At 64.5% G+C, this 14358-nt stretch carries 14 protein-coding genes; 6 read left to right on the forward strand and 8 right to left on the reverse strand.

The features are described from left to right. Positions 1 to 201 precede the first annotated feature (201 nt). The 3 genes from BRA1253DRAFT_RS11015 (at position 202) to BRA1253DRAFT_RS11025 (ending at position 2954) form a co-directional block, all read left to right on the forward strand. Positions 202 to 1551, forward strand: a complete 1350-nt coding sequence (locus BRA1253DRAFT_RS11015; protein WP_007593984.1) for a murein L,D-transpeptidase — start codon at positions 202 to 204, stop codon at positions 1549 to 1551. Between the two features lie 111 nt (positions 1552 to 1662). Next, a complete protein-coding gene (locus BRA1253DRAFT_RS11020; protein ID WP_007593985.1) occupies positions 1663 to 2484 on the forward strand; it encodes an enoyl-CoA hydratase in 822 nt (273 codons plus the stop codon). A gap of 188 nt (positions 2485 to 2672) precedes the next feature. Continuing rightward, complete coding sequence (locus tag BRA1253DRAFT_RS11025) at positions 2673 to 2954, forward strand: hypothetical protein (RefSeq protein ID WP_007593987.1); 282 nt, start codon at positions 2673 to 2675, stop codon at positions 2952 to 2954. Positions 2955 to 2982: 28 nt separating this feature from the next. On the opposite strand, the gene BRA1253DRAFT_RS11030 is transcribed toward BRA1253DRAFT_RS11025, so the two are convergent. The 3 genes from BRA1253DRAFT_RS11030 to BRA1253DRAFT_RS11040 form a co-directional block, all read right to left on the reverse strand. Then, positions 2983 to 4062 (reverse strand): isocitrate/isopropylmalate dehydrogenase family protein, encoded by a 1080-nt coding sequence (locus BRA1253DRAFT_RS11030; protein WP_007593989.1) that lies wholly within the window; start codon positions 4060 to 4062, stop codon positions 2983 to 2985. 130 nt (positions 4063 to 4192) lie between these two features. After that, positions 4193 to 5260 carry an alcohol dehydrogenase gene (locus BRA1253DRAFT_RS11035; protein WP_007593991.1) on the reverse strand — a complete coding sequence of 356 codons (1068 nt, stop codon included), beginning with the start codon at positions 5258 to 5260 and terminating at the stop codon, positions 4193 to 4195. 171 nt (positions 5261 to 5431) lie between these two features. After that, positions 5432 to 6628, reverse strand: a complete 1197-nt coding sequence (locus BRA1253DRAFT_RS11040) for a CaiB/BaiF CoA-transferase family protein (RefSeq protein WP_007593993.1) — start codon at positions 6626 to 6628, stop codon at positions 5432 to 5434. A gap of 197 nt (positions 6629 to 6825) precedes the next feature. On the opposite strand from BRA1253DRAFT_RS11040, the gene glgA reads away from it, so the two are divergent. Continuing rightward, positions 6826 to 8241 carry a glycogen synthase GlgA gene (gene glgA / locus BRA1253DRAFT_RS11045; RefSeq protein ID WP_007593995.1) on the forward strand — a complete coding sequence of 472 codons (1416 nt, stop codon included), beginning with the start codon at positions 6826 to 6828 and terminating at the stop codon, positions 8239 to 8241. A gap of 143 nt (positions 8242 to 8384) precedes the next feature. Here glgA and BRA1253DRAFT_RS11050 read toward each other — a convergent pair whose 3' ends face one another. From BRA1253DRAFT_RS11050 to BRA1253DRAFT_RS11060, 3 genes are all read right to left on the reverse strand, one after another. Beyond that, positions 8385 to 9284 (reverse strand): oxygenase MpaB family protein, encoded by a 900-nt coding sequence (locus BRA1253DRAFT_RS11050; RefSeq protein WP_007593997.1) that lies wholly within the window; start codon positions 9282 to 9284, stop codon positions 8385 to 8387. A gap of 145 nt (positions 9285 to 9429) precedes the next feature. Further along, positions 9430 to 10575, reverse strand: coding sequence for a patatin-like phospholipase family protein (locus BRA1253DRAFT_RS11055; RefSeq protein ID WP_088940930.1), 1146 nt, complete (start codon positions 10573 to 10575; stop codon positions 9430 to 9432). Positions 10576 to 10644: 69 nt separating this feature from the next. Next, positions 10645 to 11460, reverse strand: coding sequence for a 3-hydroxybutyrate dehydrogenase (locus BRA1253DRAFT_RS11060; protein WP_088940931.1), 816 nt, complete (start codon positions 11458 to 11460; stop codon positions 10645 to 10647). Between the two features lie 177 nt (positions 11461 to 11637). Here BRA1253DRAFT_RS11060 and BRA1253DRAFT_RS11065 point away from each other — a divergent pair, with 177 nt between their 5' ends. Continuing rightward, complete coding sequence (locus tag BRA1253DRAFT_RS11065; protein ID WP_007594001.1) at positions 11638 to 12525, forward strand: LysR family transcriptional regulator; 888 nt, start codon at positions 11638 to 11640, stop codon at positions 12523 to 12525. 24 nt (positions 12526 to 12549) lie between these two features. On the opposite strand, the gene BRA1253DRAFT_RS11070 is transcribed toward BRA1253DRAFT_RS11065, so the two are convergent. After that, positions 12550 to 13266, reverse strand: coding sequence for a peroxiredoxin-like family protein (locus BRA1253DRAFT_RS11070; protein ID WP_007594002.1), 717 nt, complete (start codon positions 13264 to 13266; stop codon positions 12550 to 12552). Positions 13267 to 13346: 80 nt separating this feature from the next. Next, entirely contained in the window at positions 13347 to 13631 is a 285-nt protein-coding gene (locus BRA1253DRAFT_RS11075) for a hypothetical protein (protein WP_007594003.1), read from the reverse strand. Between the two features lie 242 nt (positions 13632 to 13873). Here BRA1253DRAFT_RS11075 and BRA1253DRAFT_RS11080 point away from each other — a divergent pair, with 242 nt between their 5' ends. After that, positions 13874 to 14356, forward strand: coding sequence for a cupin domain-containing protein (locus BRA1253DRAFT_RS11080; protein ID WP_007594004.1), 483 nt, complete (start codon positions 13874 to 13876; stop codon positions 14354 to 14356). Positions 14357 to 14358 lie beyond the last annotated feature (2 nt).

Here is a 14358-nt window from a genome sequence, read left to right on the forward strand (position 1 = left end):
TTTTCGCGAACCGATTCCGGCCCTGTCGCGACCCAATCCAGAGACCGCCGTCCGACGTGCGGGGCTCGTGATGCGCCGTGCTTAAGGGAGCCGCAACCGGGAGGCGCTAGCCTCTCGCCGATTTCTCGAATCAGCACGACCACCGGAATTTCCGACGCGATCGCCCGTCCGGGCCTCGCTCTCATGGGGAATATGGGACACATGTCGAAACGCCATGCGATGATCATTGCCGTTGGCATGCTTGCGAGCGCCTCCGCGCTTGCGCAGACCGAGACCATTGGGCAGGCCGGGCCTAAGCCGGCGACTACGGCTGGCACCGTGCCGGCCGCCGCCAATCCGGCCCACGCAGCCGCCCCGAAAACCGCCGCGCCGGCGTCCGCTTCGACGGCAGAGAGCCGCTCGGCCGCGGCGCTCGCGCTGACGCATGAGCCGACCTATGACGAAGGATCCGCCCAGCGCATCAAGGATGCGGCGCTGAGCTATTCCGATCTGGCCGTGCGCGGCGGCTGGCCGGCCATCCCGGTAGACGCCAAATTCGCGCCCGGCGCCCAGGGCGCCAACGACGATCTCCTGCGCAAGCGGCTGATCGTCTCCGGCGATCTTGCCGCCGACAGGGCGAGCGGCGCCTTCGACCAGGATCTCGCCGACGCCGTGAAACGCTTCCAGGCCCGCCACGGCCTCGCACCGACCGGAACGATGACGCCACGCACGATCGCGGCGATGAACGTGCCGGTGCAGACGCGCATCCGGCAGCTGGAGGCTTCGCTGCAGCGGCTCGAGAACATGAATTTCGGCTTCGGCCAGCGCTATGTCGTGGTCAACATCCCCGGCGCCTTCGCCGAAGCGGTCGAGAACGACGTCGTGGTAAGGCGTTATCGCGTGATCGTCGGCAAGACCGAAAAGCCCTCGCCGACGCTGACGGCCCAGATCAGCAGCGTCGTCCTCAATCCGACCTGGACGGTGCCCTCCTCGATCGCCAAAACCGAGATCTCCGCGCATATGCGCAAGGATCCTACCTATCTGTCGCGCATGCACATGGAGGTGCTCGACGCCCACGACAATCCGATCGATCCGAATTCGGTTGACTGGTCGGGCACGCATACACCGAATTTCACCGTGCGCCAGCACAACGGCACGTTCAACGCGCTCGGCGCGGTCAAGATCGACATGCCCAATTCCTATTCGGTCTACATGCACGACACCAACCAGCGCAATCTGTTCAGCGATGATTACCGCTTCGATTCCCATGGCTGCTCGCGCGTCGACAACGTGCGCGATCTTGCCGCGTGGCTGTTGAAGGACCAGCCGAAATGGAGCCGCGCCGCAATCGACGCGGAAATCGCCAGCGGCCAGCATCTCGAAATCGCCATGGTGAAGAAAGTGCCGGTGGCCTGGATCTATCTCACGGCGTGGATGACCAAGGACCAGACCGTCCAGTTCCGCAACGACGTCTATAACCAGGACGAGCAGCTGCTCGAGGCGACCGCCGAAGAGGCGGCCTTCTTCAGCAATGCCGGCAGCCATCCGCTGACCGCGCATATGACGAGATAGATCGCGCCATGCAATCGCGGCACAGGCGGCTGCAAAGCCACCTCCGTTGCCGCGGTTGACCCTGGCCTCGCCCCGGCCGAACATTGCGCTTCGCCAACGAAAGCGAGCGCGATGTCCGACATGTCTAGCACGACCGAAATTCCTTACGCCGACGGCAAGATCCTCAAGCACATAGCCGGTGGCGTCGGCGTGATCACCTTCAACAATCCCGACAAGCGCAATGCGATGTCGCTGGAGATGTGGGAGGGATTTGGCGAGGCGCTGACAGCCTTACGCGATGACGCTGCCGTGCACGTCGTGATCCTGCGCGGCGGCGGCGGCAAGGCGTTCGTGTCGGGCGCCGACATCAGCCAGTTCGAGAAGGCACGCCATAACGCCGCCGCTTCCGAGGAATATGGCAAACGCAGCGCCGCCCAGCGCGCGCTGCTCGCCGATTATCCCAAGCCGACCATTGCCTGCATCCAGGGCTTTTGTCTCGGCGGCGGCATGCAAGTGGCGATGCTCGCGGACATCCGCATTGCCTCCCATGGCAGCCAGTTCGGCATTCCCGCGGCGAAGCTCGGCATCGCCTATGGCTATGACGGCTTGAAGCACCTGGTGTCGCTGGTTGGCCCGTCCTGGGCCCGGCTCCTGATGTATACGGGCATGCGCATCGATGCGTCGGAAGCGCTGCGCATCGGGTTGGTCGAGCGCGTGGTTCCGGAGGATCAGCTCTGGGGCGAGACCATGGCCATCGCCGAGACGATCTCGCAAAATGCGCCGCTCGCGATCAAGGCTGCCAAGCTCACCATCGCGCAAGTGTTGAAGGACGAAAGCGGGCGCGACATGGACGCGATCAAGGCGGCCGGCACGGCCTGCATGGACAGCGCGGATTTTCGCGAGGGCCGGCAGGCCTTCATGGAGAAGCGCAAGCCGCAGTTCCAGGGACGGTGATTCCGTCGTCAGCGAGCAAAATGAAAACAATCCAGAGTGCCTCTGCCTCTTCGTCGCTTGGCTCTTCGCGATGACGGCCGCCAACGTGAACATGCATTCACGAAGATTAAATTCCCACGCCGCTGCAACACCATAGCAACCAGCTGATTTGCTGGAAGTTCTCTCGCCATCAAACGAGGGAGATTGCGATGAAACTCAAATTTGCTGTTGTTGGTCTGGCTGCCCTGGGCGGCGCAACGCTCGCATCAGGACAGGCGCTCGCAGCGATGCCGAACGGCATTCCGCAGGCCGACCGTATCGCGAGCGGCCCGGCAGCCGACGTCGACCAGGTGCGCTGGGTCTGCAACCCCTGGGGTCGCTGCTTCTGGCGTCCGAACTATTATGGCGCCTACGGCTTTTACGGCGGCCCGCGACGCTTCTACGGCGGCCGTCCGTGGGGCTGGGGCCATCGCCACTGGCGTCGCTGGTGAACTGCAAGGGGCCGCGAGGCCTCTCTTCCTACAAAGCCGCGAGCACCGCCTTCGTGATGTCGGCGGTGCCGTTGCTGCCGCCGAATTCCATCGGCTTCAGGCCGCCGGCATAGACCTTGTCCACGGCGCGCTCAATTTGTTCGCCGGCCTCAGCCGCGCCCTCAACGCCGTGCTTGTCGGCGAGCCAGTCCAGCATCATCGCGGCCGACAGGATCATCCCGGTGGGATTGGCCTTGCCCTGCCCCATGATGTCGGGCGCGGTGCCGTGGCACGGCTGGAACACGGCGTATTTGTCGCCGATGTCTGCCGACGGCGCCATGCCGAGGCCGCCGATCAGGCTCGCGGTGATGTCGGAGACGATGTCGCCGAACATGTTCTCCATCACCATCACGTCGAAATCCCAGGGACGCTTCACCAGCATCGCCGAGCAGGCATCGACATAGAGCCGGTCGGTCTTCACCTCCGGATGACGCTTGGCGATGTCGTCGAAGATGCCGCGGAAGAACGCAAAGGCCTTGAACACGTTCGCCTTGTCGACGCAGGCGAGCGCGCCGGGCTTGCCGCGCGCCTTGCGCCGTTCGGCGAGGCGAAACGAGAACTCGAACAGGCGCTCGGACGTCTTGCGCGTGATCACCATGGTCTCGCGCGCCTCCTCATGGGTGACGACGCCCTTGCCCATCGAGGCGAACAGGCCTTCGGTGGACTCCCTGATCACGACGAGATCGATGCCGCGCTGGTCGGCGCCGACGATCGGGCTCGGTACGCCCGGAATGAGCCGCGCCGGGCGCACACCGGCATAGAGATCGAAGATGAAGCGCAGCTCGATCTGCGGCGCGATCTCGGTGTTGTCAGGGTAGCGCACCGACGGCAGACCGCAGGCGCCGAGCAGGATCGCGTCCGCCTCCTCGCACAGCTTGATGGTGGTATCGGGCATCGACTTGCCGGTGGCGAGATAATGATTGGCGCCCGCCGGCGCCTCGGTGAAGCGGAAGCTCAGGCCGGATTTCGTCTCGATCTTGCGCAGGACTTCGATGGCCGGCGCCATGACTTCGGGACCGATGCCGTCACCGGCGAGCACGGCAATGTGGAAGGCGTTATTTGCGGACATGGGGCTTCCGAATGAAGGAGAGAGAGACTCGTCATTGCGAGGAGCTCTTGCGACGAAGCAATCCAGACTGTTCCGCGGAGGGATTCTGGACTGCTTCGCTGCGCTCGCAATGACGGAGGATAGACCGAGGCTACGGCGTCAGCACCGTGCGGCCAACCACCGCGCCCTGCTGCAGCTGCACCAGCGCGTCGTTGGCCTTGGCGAGCGGCTGCCGCGTCACGGGGATCGGCGCTATGTTCTTCGCTCGCACGAGGTCGAGCAACTCCTGCGTCTCGCGCAAATTGCCGACATAGCTGCCCTGGATCGTCACCGCCTTGATCGGAATCAGCGGCAGCGCCCAGGTCGCGCCGCCGCCGAACAGGCCGACGAGCACGAGCTTGCCGCCCTTCGTCAGGCAGTCGAAGCCGAGTTGGGTGGTGGCGGCGTTGCCGACGAGATCGAGCACGGCGCGGATGGGACCACCGGCTTTCTTGGCAAGCTGCTCCAGCGCGTCGGGCGTCTTGGGATCGACGGTCGCGAGCGCGCCGGCTTGCTCCGCGGCTTCGCGCTTCTTCGCGTCGATGTCGACCATGATCGCGCCCTTGCCGCCCATCGCCTTCAGCAGCGACAGTGCCATCAGGCCAAGTCCGCCGGCACCGAACATCACGATCGGCGTGTCGAAGTGCTGCTCGAGCTTCTTCAGCGCGCTATAGGTCGTGACGCCCGAGCAGGCGTAGGGTGCGGCCGACGCGGGATCGAGGCCTCTCAGATTGAGCAAATAGCGCGGATGCGGCACCAGCATGTGGTCGGAATAGCCACCGTCGCAGTAGACGCCGAGCGAGCGCGGCGTCAGGCACATGTTCTCATCGCCGGCGAGACAGGTCGCGCATTTGCCGCAACCGATCCAGGGATAGACCAGCCCGACATCGCCGATCTTCACGTCGCCCTGGTCCGACGACTTCACGTTCGGGCCGAAGGCGAGGACCTCGCCGACCGTCTCGTGCCCCATGGTCAGCGGCAAATTGATGCCGCGGTCCTTCAGCGAGAGCGGCTTGCGGCCGTGGCCGAGATCGTAGCCGCCTTCCCAGATGTGAAGGTCGCTATGGCAGACGCCGGCGGCCTTTACCTTGATCAGCACCTGCGTGCCGGACGGCTGCGGCGTCGCCTCGTCGAACTCCTGCAGCGGCGCCTTGAAGTCGGCGACCTTGAAACTTTTCATTGGCGTCCTCCCGGATACTTTTCTTGTCGTCGCCACCATGGCATGGGCGACAGGACGAGACAAACTCGGACCTGTCTAGTTGAGGCTGACGGATGATGGCAAGCCGGCCACGCGCAAAGCCGGATTGCTTGCTGCAGGATGCTGCCTGTCAGACTGCCGTCAGCCTTATCGTCAGCCTTGCACGGCTGTTTTGCCCGACGGAATTGGTCCACCGTCGGTGAGCCCGATCTCCGCGCGCAGCCCGTCCGTGTGCTCGCCAAGCACGGCCATCGTCTTGCCCGGTGTCGTGTCGGCACCGGACATCCGGAACGGCAGATTGAGAACCCTAAACGAGCCGCCTTCATCCTCGACAGACGAGAGCGCCTCACGGTGCGCGAGCTGCGGATCGGCCAGTGCCTCGGACACCGTGCGGTAGGCCGAGGCCGGCACGCCCGCCGCACCTAGCGCGACAAGACAGGCATCGGTCGAGAGCTGCCGCGACCAGGCCTCGACACCGTCCATCAAGTCGGCCCAATGGTCGCGACGCGCGGCGTAGGTGGAGAAGCGCGGATCGGAGATCCATTCGGGGCGGCCGATCACTCCCATCAGTCCCTGAAACGTCTTCTCGCTGGCAACCGTGATCATGACATAACCGCTCGCCGTCTCGGTCGGCCCGAACATTGGGCGTGGCGGCGGCTTCACGGTGAACTGCGAGTTCTGTAACTCGATCAATGTCAGCGTCAGCATCGATTCCAGCATGGAAACGTCGATGTGCTGGCCGAGCCCAGTCACCGTGCGCTGGTAGAGCGCCGACGCGATCGCGCCGAACCCGTAGGTGCCGGTGACGACGTCGGCATGGTAGATGCCGCAATAATCCGGGCGGCTGCGGCCGGGCTGGTAGGCGAGATGCGCCATGTCGTAGCCGGAGGCCGCATGGATCACGGGCGCGTAGGCCGGCAGCTCGGCCGACGGGCCGCTCTGGCCGTAGCCGGAGATCGAGCAGTAGATCAGCTTCGGGTTGACGGCGCGCATTCTGTCATAGTCGAGCCGCAGCCGGTGCATCACGCCGGGGCGAAAGTTCTCGACCAGGATGTCGGCGGTCGCGGCCAGCCGGCGGACCGCCTCCTTGCCCTCTTCGGACTTGAGGTCGAGCACGACGCTCTTCTTCCCGACATTGAGCTGGCCGAACACGGTGCTGCAGCCTTTGCGCAGCGGTGGCCGGGTTCGCATCGTCTCGCCGCCGTCGGTCTCGATCTTGATGACCTCGGCGCCCATGTCCGCTAGCATCCGCGCACAATGGGGACCGGCAATGGTGGTCGAAAAATCCAGGACCCGGAGGCCGGCGAAGGCCTTTGTCGTCGTCCCCTCATGCTTATCTGATAGCTGCATGCCTGCTTGCGTCCTCGAGTCACTTAGGAACTTATCGAAGTTCTCTGTTGTTCGTGCGCCGACCCTAGAGGGCGGCGGCTGAGTAGGAAAGTCTTTACCGAACAGACGCGTCTGGCGGGCGGCCTTGGGAATTCCAGGGGGCAACTGGACCCGTTCTTGCATAGCAGCAATCGGGCTCCGGCAGAGGGCAGCAGTTCTTGAGGGTCTTGTTCGTTACGACAGAAATGGACGACTTTGTCCGCGTCGGCGGACTCGGAGCCGTTTCCGCTGCACTCCCCCGAGCGCTTCGTCCTTTCGCCGACATCCGGGTCATGCTGCCTGGCTATCGCGACATCATCGAACAACTCACGCATATTCAGATCGTTGGCCGCTGTCCGGCGTTCGCGGAGATGCCGGCCTGCTCGCTCGGCCGCGCCGCGACCAAGGACGGTCTGCCGGTCTATGTGTTGTTGTGTTCGCAACTCTACGACCGGCCCGGCAACCCCTATGGCGACGAGTCCGGGCGCGACTGGCCCGACAACGACATCCGTTTCGCTCGCTTTGCCTCGGCCGCCGCTGAGCTCGCGATGGGCACGCTGGACAAGGATTGGGCAGCAGACCTGATCCATGCCAATGACTGGCAGGCTTCGCTCGTGCCGGCCTACCTCGCCTGGCGCGGCTCCAAGCTGCCGTCGATCCTGACCATTCATAACCTCGCCTATCAGGGCCTCTTCCCGAAGGACTCGCTGCGGCGGATCGGCGCACCGGGGAGCTCCTTCCATATCGACGGCGTCGAGTTCTACGACCAGCTCTCCTTCCTCAAGGCCGGGCTGGTCTACGCCTCGCATCTCACGACAGTCAGCGGCACCTATGCGCGGGAGATCACCACGGATGAATTCGGCTGCGGTCTCGAAGGCCTGCTTCGAGTCCGCTCCGACGCGGCCGAGCTCACCGGCATCCTCAACGGCATCGACGAGAGCTGGGACCCGCGTTCCTGCGCCCAGCTTGCCCAGCAGTTCGGCGCCGGCGACTGGATAGGCAAGAAGGCCAATGCGGACTATGTGCGCAAGCAGTTCGGGCTTGCGGTGTCGCGCGGCCCGATGTTCGGCATCGTCGCCCGGCTGGTGCACCAGAAGGGCATCGATCTCGTGCTGGCGGCGGCCGACGAGATCGTCGATGCCGGCGGGCAGATCGTGGTCACCGGCTCCGGGGAGCCGGCGCTCGAGCAGGCGCTGATCGACGCGCATCGCCGGCGCCCTGACGCGATCGGGGTCGTGATCGGCTTCAACGAGGCCCAGGCGCGCCGCATCTTCGCCGGCAGCGATTTCACATTGATGCCGTCACGCTTCGAGCCCTGCGGGCTCAGCCAGATGTACGCCCAGCGCTTCGGCTCGCTGCCGATCGGCCACCAGACCGGCGGCCTCGCCGAGACCATTACCGACGGCGAAACCGGCTTCCTGTTCTCAAAACCCTCGCACGAGTCCTTCCTCGGCGGCGTCCGCCGGGCGTTCTCCGCCTTCGTGGCACAGGACCAGCTCGACACCATGCGTCGCAGTGCGATGGGACGGTCGTTCTCCTGGAGCATCCCGGCCGGCAGCTACAACGCGCTGTACCGGAAGCTGGCGGCGGTGTGAGCGCGCGGCGACGGCGTGTCCTTCGCGCTCCGTCCTTGCGAGCGTAGCGAAGCAATCCAGACTGTTTCCGTGGCAGCAGCCTGGATTGCTTCGTCGCAAGGGCTCCTCGCAATGACGGTGGTTTGTGGCAACGGCGGAGGACTTCACCCCTTCCGGCGCTGATCCATCTGCGACCGTCCGATCCAGGCACGGTTAAGGCACCGCGTCATCCAGTCCGGCTGCAGCTCGCCGCGCAGCCTCGCCTGCGCTTCCTGGTAGGGACCGACATAGCGCAAGCGATCCGGCAACTTCGGGTAGACGCGTCGGATCCATTGCAGCGCGTTGTCGGCTGACCTCTTCTCGCGCTCATCAAGCTCGAACCCAAATCCCACACCCAGGCGTTCCGGCAGCAGGCTTGCCGTGAGCGCGCGATACCAGCGCGGCGGACGCAACCACGGGCGCGCGCCACCAAAGATTTGCGCGGCGATCTCGCGCGCCGCCGGACTGACAGTCAGCGTATCCGAGTGCGTCATTGCCGCGGTGTAGGCCGCAAAGCCTGACCAGTCCGCGGGCAGATCGTGTGCCGTCAACCCGAACAGGGCACCGAACAACCGACTCTCGGCCCAGTAGCGTTCGCGTTCCTCCGCCGAAAGCGGCGGCAAAACCAGATCATGCGACATCAGCGCGGTCTCGACCAGCGTGGCATGAACCCAGCGCAGCGACGGGATGTCGTTGGCACAGTAGCGCGAGCCTGCCGCGAACGGACCGACGGTCTCCGGCATCTCGCCGACGATCATGCTGTGGCGCCGGTGCAGTTGCCGCGACGACAACAGCGCGCGGTCGAGCGAGCCGAACACCATGGCAAAGACGATGTCGAAGGTGCGATGAAATCGTCCGATCGGATCGGCCAAGGTTTTCGAATGCTCGGCGATGGCAGCAGCGACCCAGGGATGCGCCAGCTGCAGCAACAGCGCACGACCGGCGCCGAGAAAGATCACGGCCTCGCGGTCGATCTGCCAGGTCATCGTGTCAGGGCCGAACACACCAGCAACCGGTCCCGCCATATCAGCACGAACCTGATCGAGGGCAGATTCCAGATCTCTCTCAGCGATCAATTGCAAGGCCTCGCGACGAAGACAGCGGGCGACAATAACCCGGACGGCCTTCCCGTGAAATCGTCACTGCGAGAAACAATGACGGACGAAGCCCTCACTCCGCCGCAATCGGCATGACGTCCATATGTTCGTGCAGCACCACGCCCGCAAGCGGATCGAACTCGCCAACCCAAGGCCTTCGCTCCAACACGGACTTTGTGTGCGAATAGCCGGCATCCCAGCGCCGCATGATGCCGGACGGACTGAAGTCGATATCCTTGGTGTGGTTCTCGCGATCGAGCTGCGGCGCAAGCAGGCGCACGACATGCATGCGTGTCGGGCAACCATAGCTCGCCAATTCACGAACCGCCGGATCGCTGCGCTCGCTCTCGGGCAGTCGCGCGGCGAGCTGGTTGATGACATGGCGCAAGCGATGGGCTTGCTGCTGGCGCGTGATCTGGCTCGCGATGCGGCTGGAATACTGCACGTCCTTGTGCCGGTTCAAGACCTCCGCCATCGTGGCTGGCTCGGCGCCGACGGGATTCCACAAATGCACGGCGAAGATCAGCGAATTTTTACGCGGATTATCATCAAAGACCGCCTCGGTCGGCGAGTTCGACAAAATACCGCCGTCCCAATAGAGCTCGCCATCGATCCGCACGGCCGGAAACGCCGGCGGCAGCGCGCCTGACGCCATGACATGCTTCACCGTCAGCTCACCGTCGCGGCTGTCGAAATAGCGCATCTGGCTGTTGCGGACGTGAGCGGCGCCGACCGTCAACCGTGGCGCACAGCGATTGATCCGGCCGAAATCGACGAGCTCGAGCAGCGTCCGCTCCAGCGGGGCGGTCGAATAGAAGCCGGCGTGATCGGCTCCGAGGGGATAGGAATCGCCCGCATGCGCCAATGGATTGGGACGGAAGAAGCCGGGAATGCCGTGGGTCACGGTCGACCAATAGGCGAGCTTTTCGTTGAAGTCGGGAAACGCGGTGCGCAGATTCCAGACCGGATTCTGCTCCATTCGTTTCCAGAACTCCTTCAGGCGCTGCAGCCGCTGGTCGGGCGCGTTGCCCGCAATGAGGCAGGCATTGATGGCGCCGATCGAGGTGCCGATGATCCAGTCCGGCTCGATGCCGGCCTCGTGCAGCGCCTGGTACACCCCGGCCTGATAGGACCCGAGCGCACCGCCGCCCTGAAGCACCAGCACCACCTGGCCGGGCAGATCCTTCGACACGCTGGTATCGCGCTTTACGCCGTTCATATCCTGCTCCCTGAGAGCCCGTATCCTTGCCATGTTCGTTCCTCGCGATGCTTTGTTACGCGCTCGCCTTCAATGCGCGGTCCAGCCTCCGTCGACGGGCAACGCAATCCCGGTGATCGTGGCCGCCGCGTCGGTCGACAGGAATACGCTGAGCGCACCGAGCTCCTCGACGGTCGAGAAGCGCTTGTTCGGCTGTTGCGCCAGCAGCACGTCGCGGATCACCTGGTCGCGCGAGATCCCGTGCGCCTTGGCCTGTCCGTCGATCTGCGCCTCGACCAGCGGCGTATAGACATACCCGGGACAGATCGCGTTGCAGGTGATGCCCTCTTCTGCTGTCTCCAGCGCAGTCACCTTGGTGAGCCCGACGATGCCGTGCTTGGCCGCGACATAGGCCGCCTTGAACGGTGAGCCGACCAGGCCGTGCGCGGAGGCGATGTTGATGATCCGCCCGAACCCGTTCTGTCGCATTGCGGGCAGCGCGAGCCGCGTGGTGTGGAAGGCCGACGACAGATTGATCGCGAGGATCTGGTCCCATTTCTCGACCGGAAACTGCTCCAGCGGCGCAACGTGCTGGATGCCGGCATTGTTGATCAAGATATCCAGCCGGCCGGCCTGCGCAACCGTCGCCGTGATCATCTCGGCGATCGAATTCGGCCTGGTCATGTCGGCCGGCGAAAAGCTTGCCTTGACGCCGAACTCCGTCGCGATCTGCTCGCGCGTCCGATCGAGCTCGGCCGCCACACCAAGACCGTTCAGCACGATGTCGGCGCCGGCCGCGGCAAGTGCCCGCGCGATACCGAGGCCAATGCCACTGGTTGAGCCCGTGACCAGGGCAACCTTGCCGGCGAGCGCCCGGGCGGCGGACGTCTGCGGCTTGACGGACATATTCACTGGCAAATCCTCCGACATGACGACTGGTGTTAAGCCGACTGTGAAGCATCGCCCGGTTAGACGGAAATGCCCGTTGGCTTCCGAAACCATGCCCGTGCGCTATTGCGGCCGGGATGTCATTCTCCGCCCCGATCGGTTAGCCTCCGCCTAGTCTTCCTGGAGAGCCGATCCATGGAAATGCACCAGGTCCGCTATTTCCTCGCGGTGGCGCAGCTCTTGAACTTCACGCGTGCCGCCGAGGACTGCAACGTGACGCAGCCTTCGCTGACGCGCGCGATCAAGCAGCTCGAGGCCGAACTCGGCGGCGATCTGTTTCGCCGCGAACGGCCTGCGGCACAATTGACCGAGCTCGGCCAGCGCATGCATCCGCTGCTGAAGCAGTGTTTTGATGCGGCCACCGGCGCACGCTCGCTGGCCTCCTCTTTCCGCAGCGGCGAGATCGGCGCGCTTCGCGTCGCGCTGACGCATTCGATCGATCTTTCGCTCCTCATCCCGCATCTCAACCAGATCAAACGGCAGTTCAACCGGCTCGAATTCCGCTTCCTGCGCGGCTCGAGTCGTGAAGTGGCCGACTTGCTGAAGAAGGGCGAGGCCGAGCTCGGGATTGCCGCCGACATCGACGAGGCCTGGGAGCGGCTCGATGTCTGGCCGCTGTTCACCGAGAGCTTCGAGCTCGTGGTCAGCGACGGACACCGGCTCGCAGGCCGCAGCAGCATCGAACTGGACGATTTGCGCGCGGAGCAGCTGCTGAGCCGGACATTTTGCGAGCATTCCGCCCGTATCTCGGCGAGCCTGCGCGAGCACGGCATCGCGGTCGAACAGGGTCACGAAATCTCGAACGAGCGCGACCTGATCGAGCTGGTCGAGGCCGACATCGGCATCGCCATGGTGCCGCACACCTCGCCCGTTCCGGAGACGCTGACGCGCGCTGCGGTCGCCGGGCTGGACGCCCGTCGCACCGTCAGCCTCTACGGGGTGGCCGGCCGGCAGCGTACGGCGGTGGCCAACGCCGTGATGCGCATGCTGCGCGGTGCGGATTGGCGGGAGATTGCGGGTTAGCGGCGACGCTCGCTGCTGACCCTTTTAGGCTTCCCTGCTCGCGCCTTCCAACGCCTCAAGCAGATCATCGATCTCCATCCGCTTGCGGAAGTCCGGATCGACGAAGCGGGCTTTCACCAGACCGTCGCGGCCGACGACGAACACGGCCGGGATCGGCAGCATCCAGCCATCATTGCCGTGGAATTTCGCCATGTCCTGGTAGGACAACAGGCTCTGGATCTCGGCACCTAGCCAGATCGCGAGATTGAGCGACAGCGCATAGCCGTTGTCGAGGTCGGTCAGGATCGGAAATGGCGCATCAGCTTCCGCTTTGAGCTGCTGGGTATATTCCTGCGTCTCCGGCATGACCGCGACGATTCGCGCACCCATGGACTCGATGCGATCAAGCGCCTGGACCACCGCGCGAACATTGAGCCGGCAATAGGGGCACCAATGGCCGCGGAAGAACATCACGGCGACCGGGCCGCTCTCCAGCAGCGAGGACAGCGCGACGAGACGCCCGCTTTCGTCCGGCAACATGAACGGCGGCATCGCCTCGCCCGGACGCGGCGCGGTGTCGCCGCCGCCGTTTCCATTCAACCTGGTCACCAGATGATCGACTGCCTCGCCATAGGCCGGGAACACGTCGCGGCTGGCGTCGACATAGGCGCGGAGCTGCTCGTTCAGCGTGCCATCCATGTCACGGCAGCGCCGGAAGGCGAGTTTGAGCCGCTCGGCATCGGCCGGCGAGAGAGAGGTCATCTTGCGCTCCAGCGTTCAGGGGACGAATATTAGGTGCCCGATCCGGCCGCCCGCAAGGGGCGGCCGTCATGCGCACGCGCTCAGTTCACGTAGAAATTGCCGGTCGGGTCCAGCCGCCCCGAGGTGGAATACAGCGATCCGTTGTCCATGAAGAAGACGGTGTTGTCAGGGACCTTCTTGGCGCTCTTCATCATGGCCTCGTGGTTCTTCTCCGCCGGGGCCATGGCCATCGCCGACATCTTGCCGGGACCGCCATACATGTAGGCCATGCCGGCCTTGAAGTCCCATGTGGCCTCCGAGAAGGCCGATGTGGCGATGACCGCGAACGCAGCCGTGGCAATCAAGGTCTTGGACAATGTCGTCATGAGATGCTCCTCCGGATTGACGTGAACGCCCGCCAATCGGGCGCCCTGCCATCGAACGCCAATCGCTGGGAAAGCGGAAATGCCGATCCCCAATCGGTTCGATAGCGAGCGCGTATCGGGCCCGATAGCGCCGGTCTATCGCAGCGAGAGCGAAAGAGCATTTCAGAACGAGCACTCTTTCGACGAAAGTCCCGACATAGCCGGCGACCATTGCGGTTGCGGCCAACACAGGAGACGTCCCGATGTTCAAGCATCACACCTTGTCGCGCGCGGTCTGGCCCGGCCTTGCCATCCTCGGCGTATTGACACTCTCGGCGCAGCCAGTCTCCGCCGGCGAATGCCCGGCCGACAAGATCAAGCCGAACGCGCAGCAGATGGTCGACTACAAGCCGGTCGGCGTCACCGACGTCACGCTCGGCGCCATCGACCTCGGCAAACAGCCGGCGCATATCGAAGGCCGCGAGCTGCGCTTCCGCAAGCTGACCATCGAGCCCGGCGGCATCGTGCCCTGGCACAGCCATGACGACCGCCCTGCCCTGATCTTCGTGCAGCAAGGCGAGATCGTCGAACACGCGTCCAACTGCGTCGATCCGATCGTGCACAAGGCCGGCGACATCCGCCCCGAGGTGTCCGGCACCTCGCACTGGTGGAAGAACCTCGGCAAGGAAACGGTCATCCTCTATGTCGGCGACGTCCGCAAGGACCCGCACGACCACAACATGTAACG

It is taken from the genome of Bradyrhizobium sp. WSM1253 (assembly GCF_000244935.1).
In the GTDB taxonomy this organism is placed as follows: domain Bacteria; phylum Pseudomonadota; class Alphaproteobacteria; order Rhizobiales; family Xanthobacteraceae; genus Bradyrhizobium; species Bradyrhizobium canariense.

What these genes read in the sequence shown, in the direction of transcription:
- BRA1253DRAFT_RS11015 (WP_007593984.1), top strand. Translation starts at nt 202, where the DNA reads ATGTCGAAACGCCATGCGATGATCATTGCCGTTGGCATGCTTGCGAGC.
- BRA1253DRAFT_RS11020 (WP_007593985.1), top strand. Translation starts at nt 1,663, where the DNA reads ATGTCCGACATGTCTAGCACGACCGAAATTCCTTACGCCGACGGCAAG.
- BRA1253DRAFT_RS11025 (WP_007593987.1), top strand. Translation starts at nt 2,673, where the DNA reads ATGAAACTCAAATTTGCTGTTGTTGGTCTGGCTGCCCTGGGCGGCGCA.
- BRA1253DRAFT_RS11030 (WP_007593989.1), bottom strand. Translation starts at nt 4,062, where the DNA reads ATGTCCGCAAATAACGCCTTCCACATTGCCGTGCTCGCCGGTGACGGC.
- BRA1253DRAFT_RS11035 (WP_007593991.1), bottom strand. Translation starts at nt 5,260, where the DNA reads ATGAAAAGTTTCAAGGTCGCCGACTTCAAGGCGCCGCTGCAGGAGTTC.
- BRA1253DRAFT_RS11040 (WP_007593993.1), bottom strand. Translation starts at nt 6,628, where the DNA reads ATGCAGCTATCAGATAAGCATGAGGGGACGACGACAAAGGCCTTCGCC.
- BRA1253DRAFT_RS11050 (WP_007593997.1), bottom strand. Translation starts at nt 9,284, where the DNA reads ATGGCGGGACCGGTTGCTGGTGTGTTCGGCCCTGACACGATGACCTGG.
- BRA1253DRAFT_RS11055 (WP_088940930.1), bottom strand. Translation starts at nt 10,575, where the DNA reads ATGAACGGCGTAAAGCGCGATACCAGCGTGTCGAAGGATCTGCCCGGC.
- BRA1253DRAFT_RS11060 (WP_088940931.1), bottom strand. Translation starts at nt 11,460, where the DNA reads ATGTCCGTCAAGCCGCAGACGTCCGCCGCCCGGGCGCTCGCCGGCAAG.
- BRA1253DRAFT_RS11065 (WP_007594001.1), top strand. Translation starts at nt 11,638, where the DNA reads ATGGAAATGCACCAGGTCCGCTATTTCCTCGCGGTGGCGCAGCTCTTG.
- BRA1253DRAFT_RS11070 (WP_007594002.1), bottom strand. Translation starts at nt 13,266, where the DNA reads ATGACCTCTCTCTCGCCGGCCGATGCCGAGCGGCTCAAACTCGCCTTC.
- BRA1253DRAFT_RS11075 (WP_007594003.1), bottom strand. Translation starts at nt 13,631, where the DNA reads ATGACGACATTGTCCAAGACCTTGATTGCCACGGCTGCGTTCGCGGTC.
- BRA1253DRAFT_RS11080 (WP_007594004.1), top strand. Translation starts at nt 13,874, where the DNA reads ATGTTCAAGCATCACACCTTGTCGCGCGCGGTCTGGCCCGGCCTTGCC.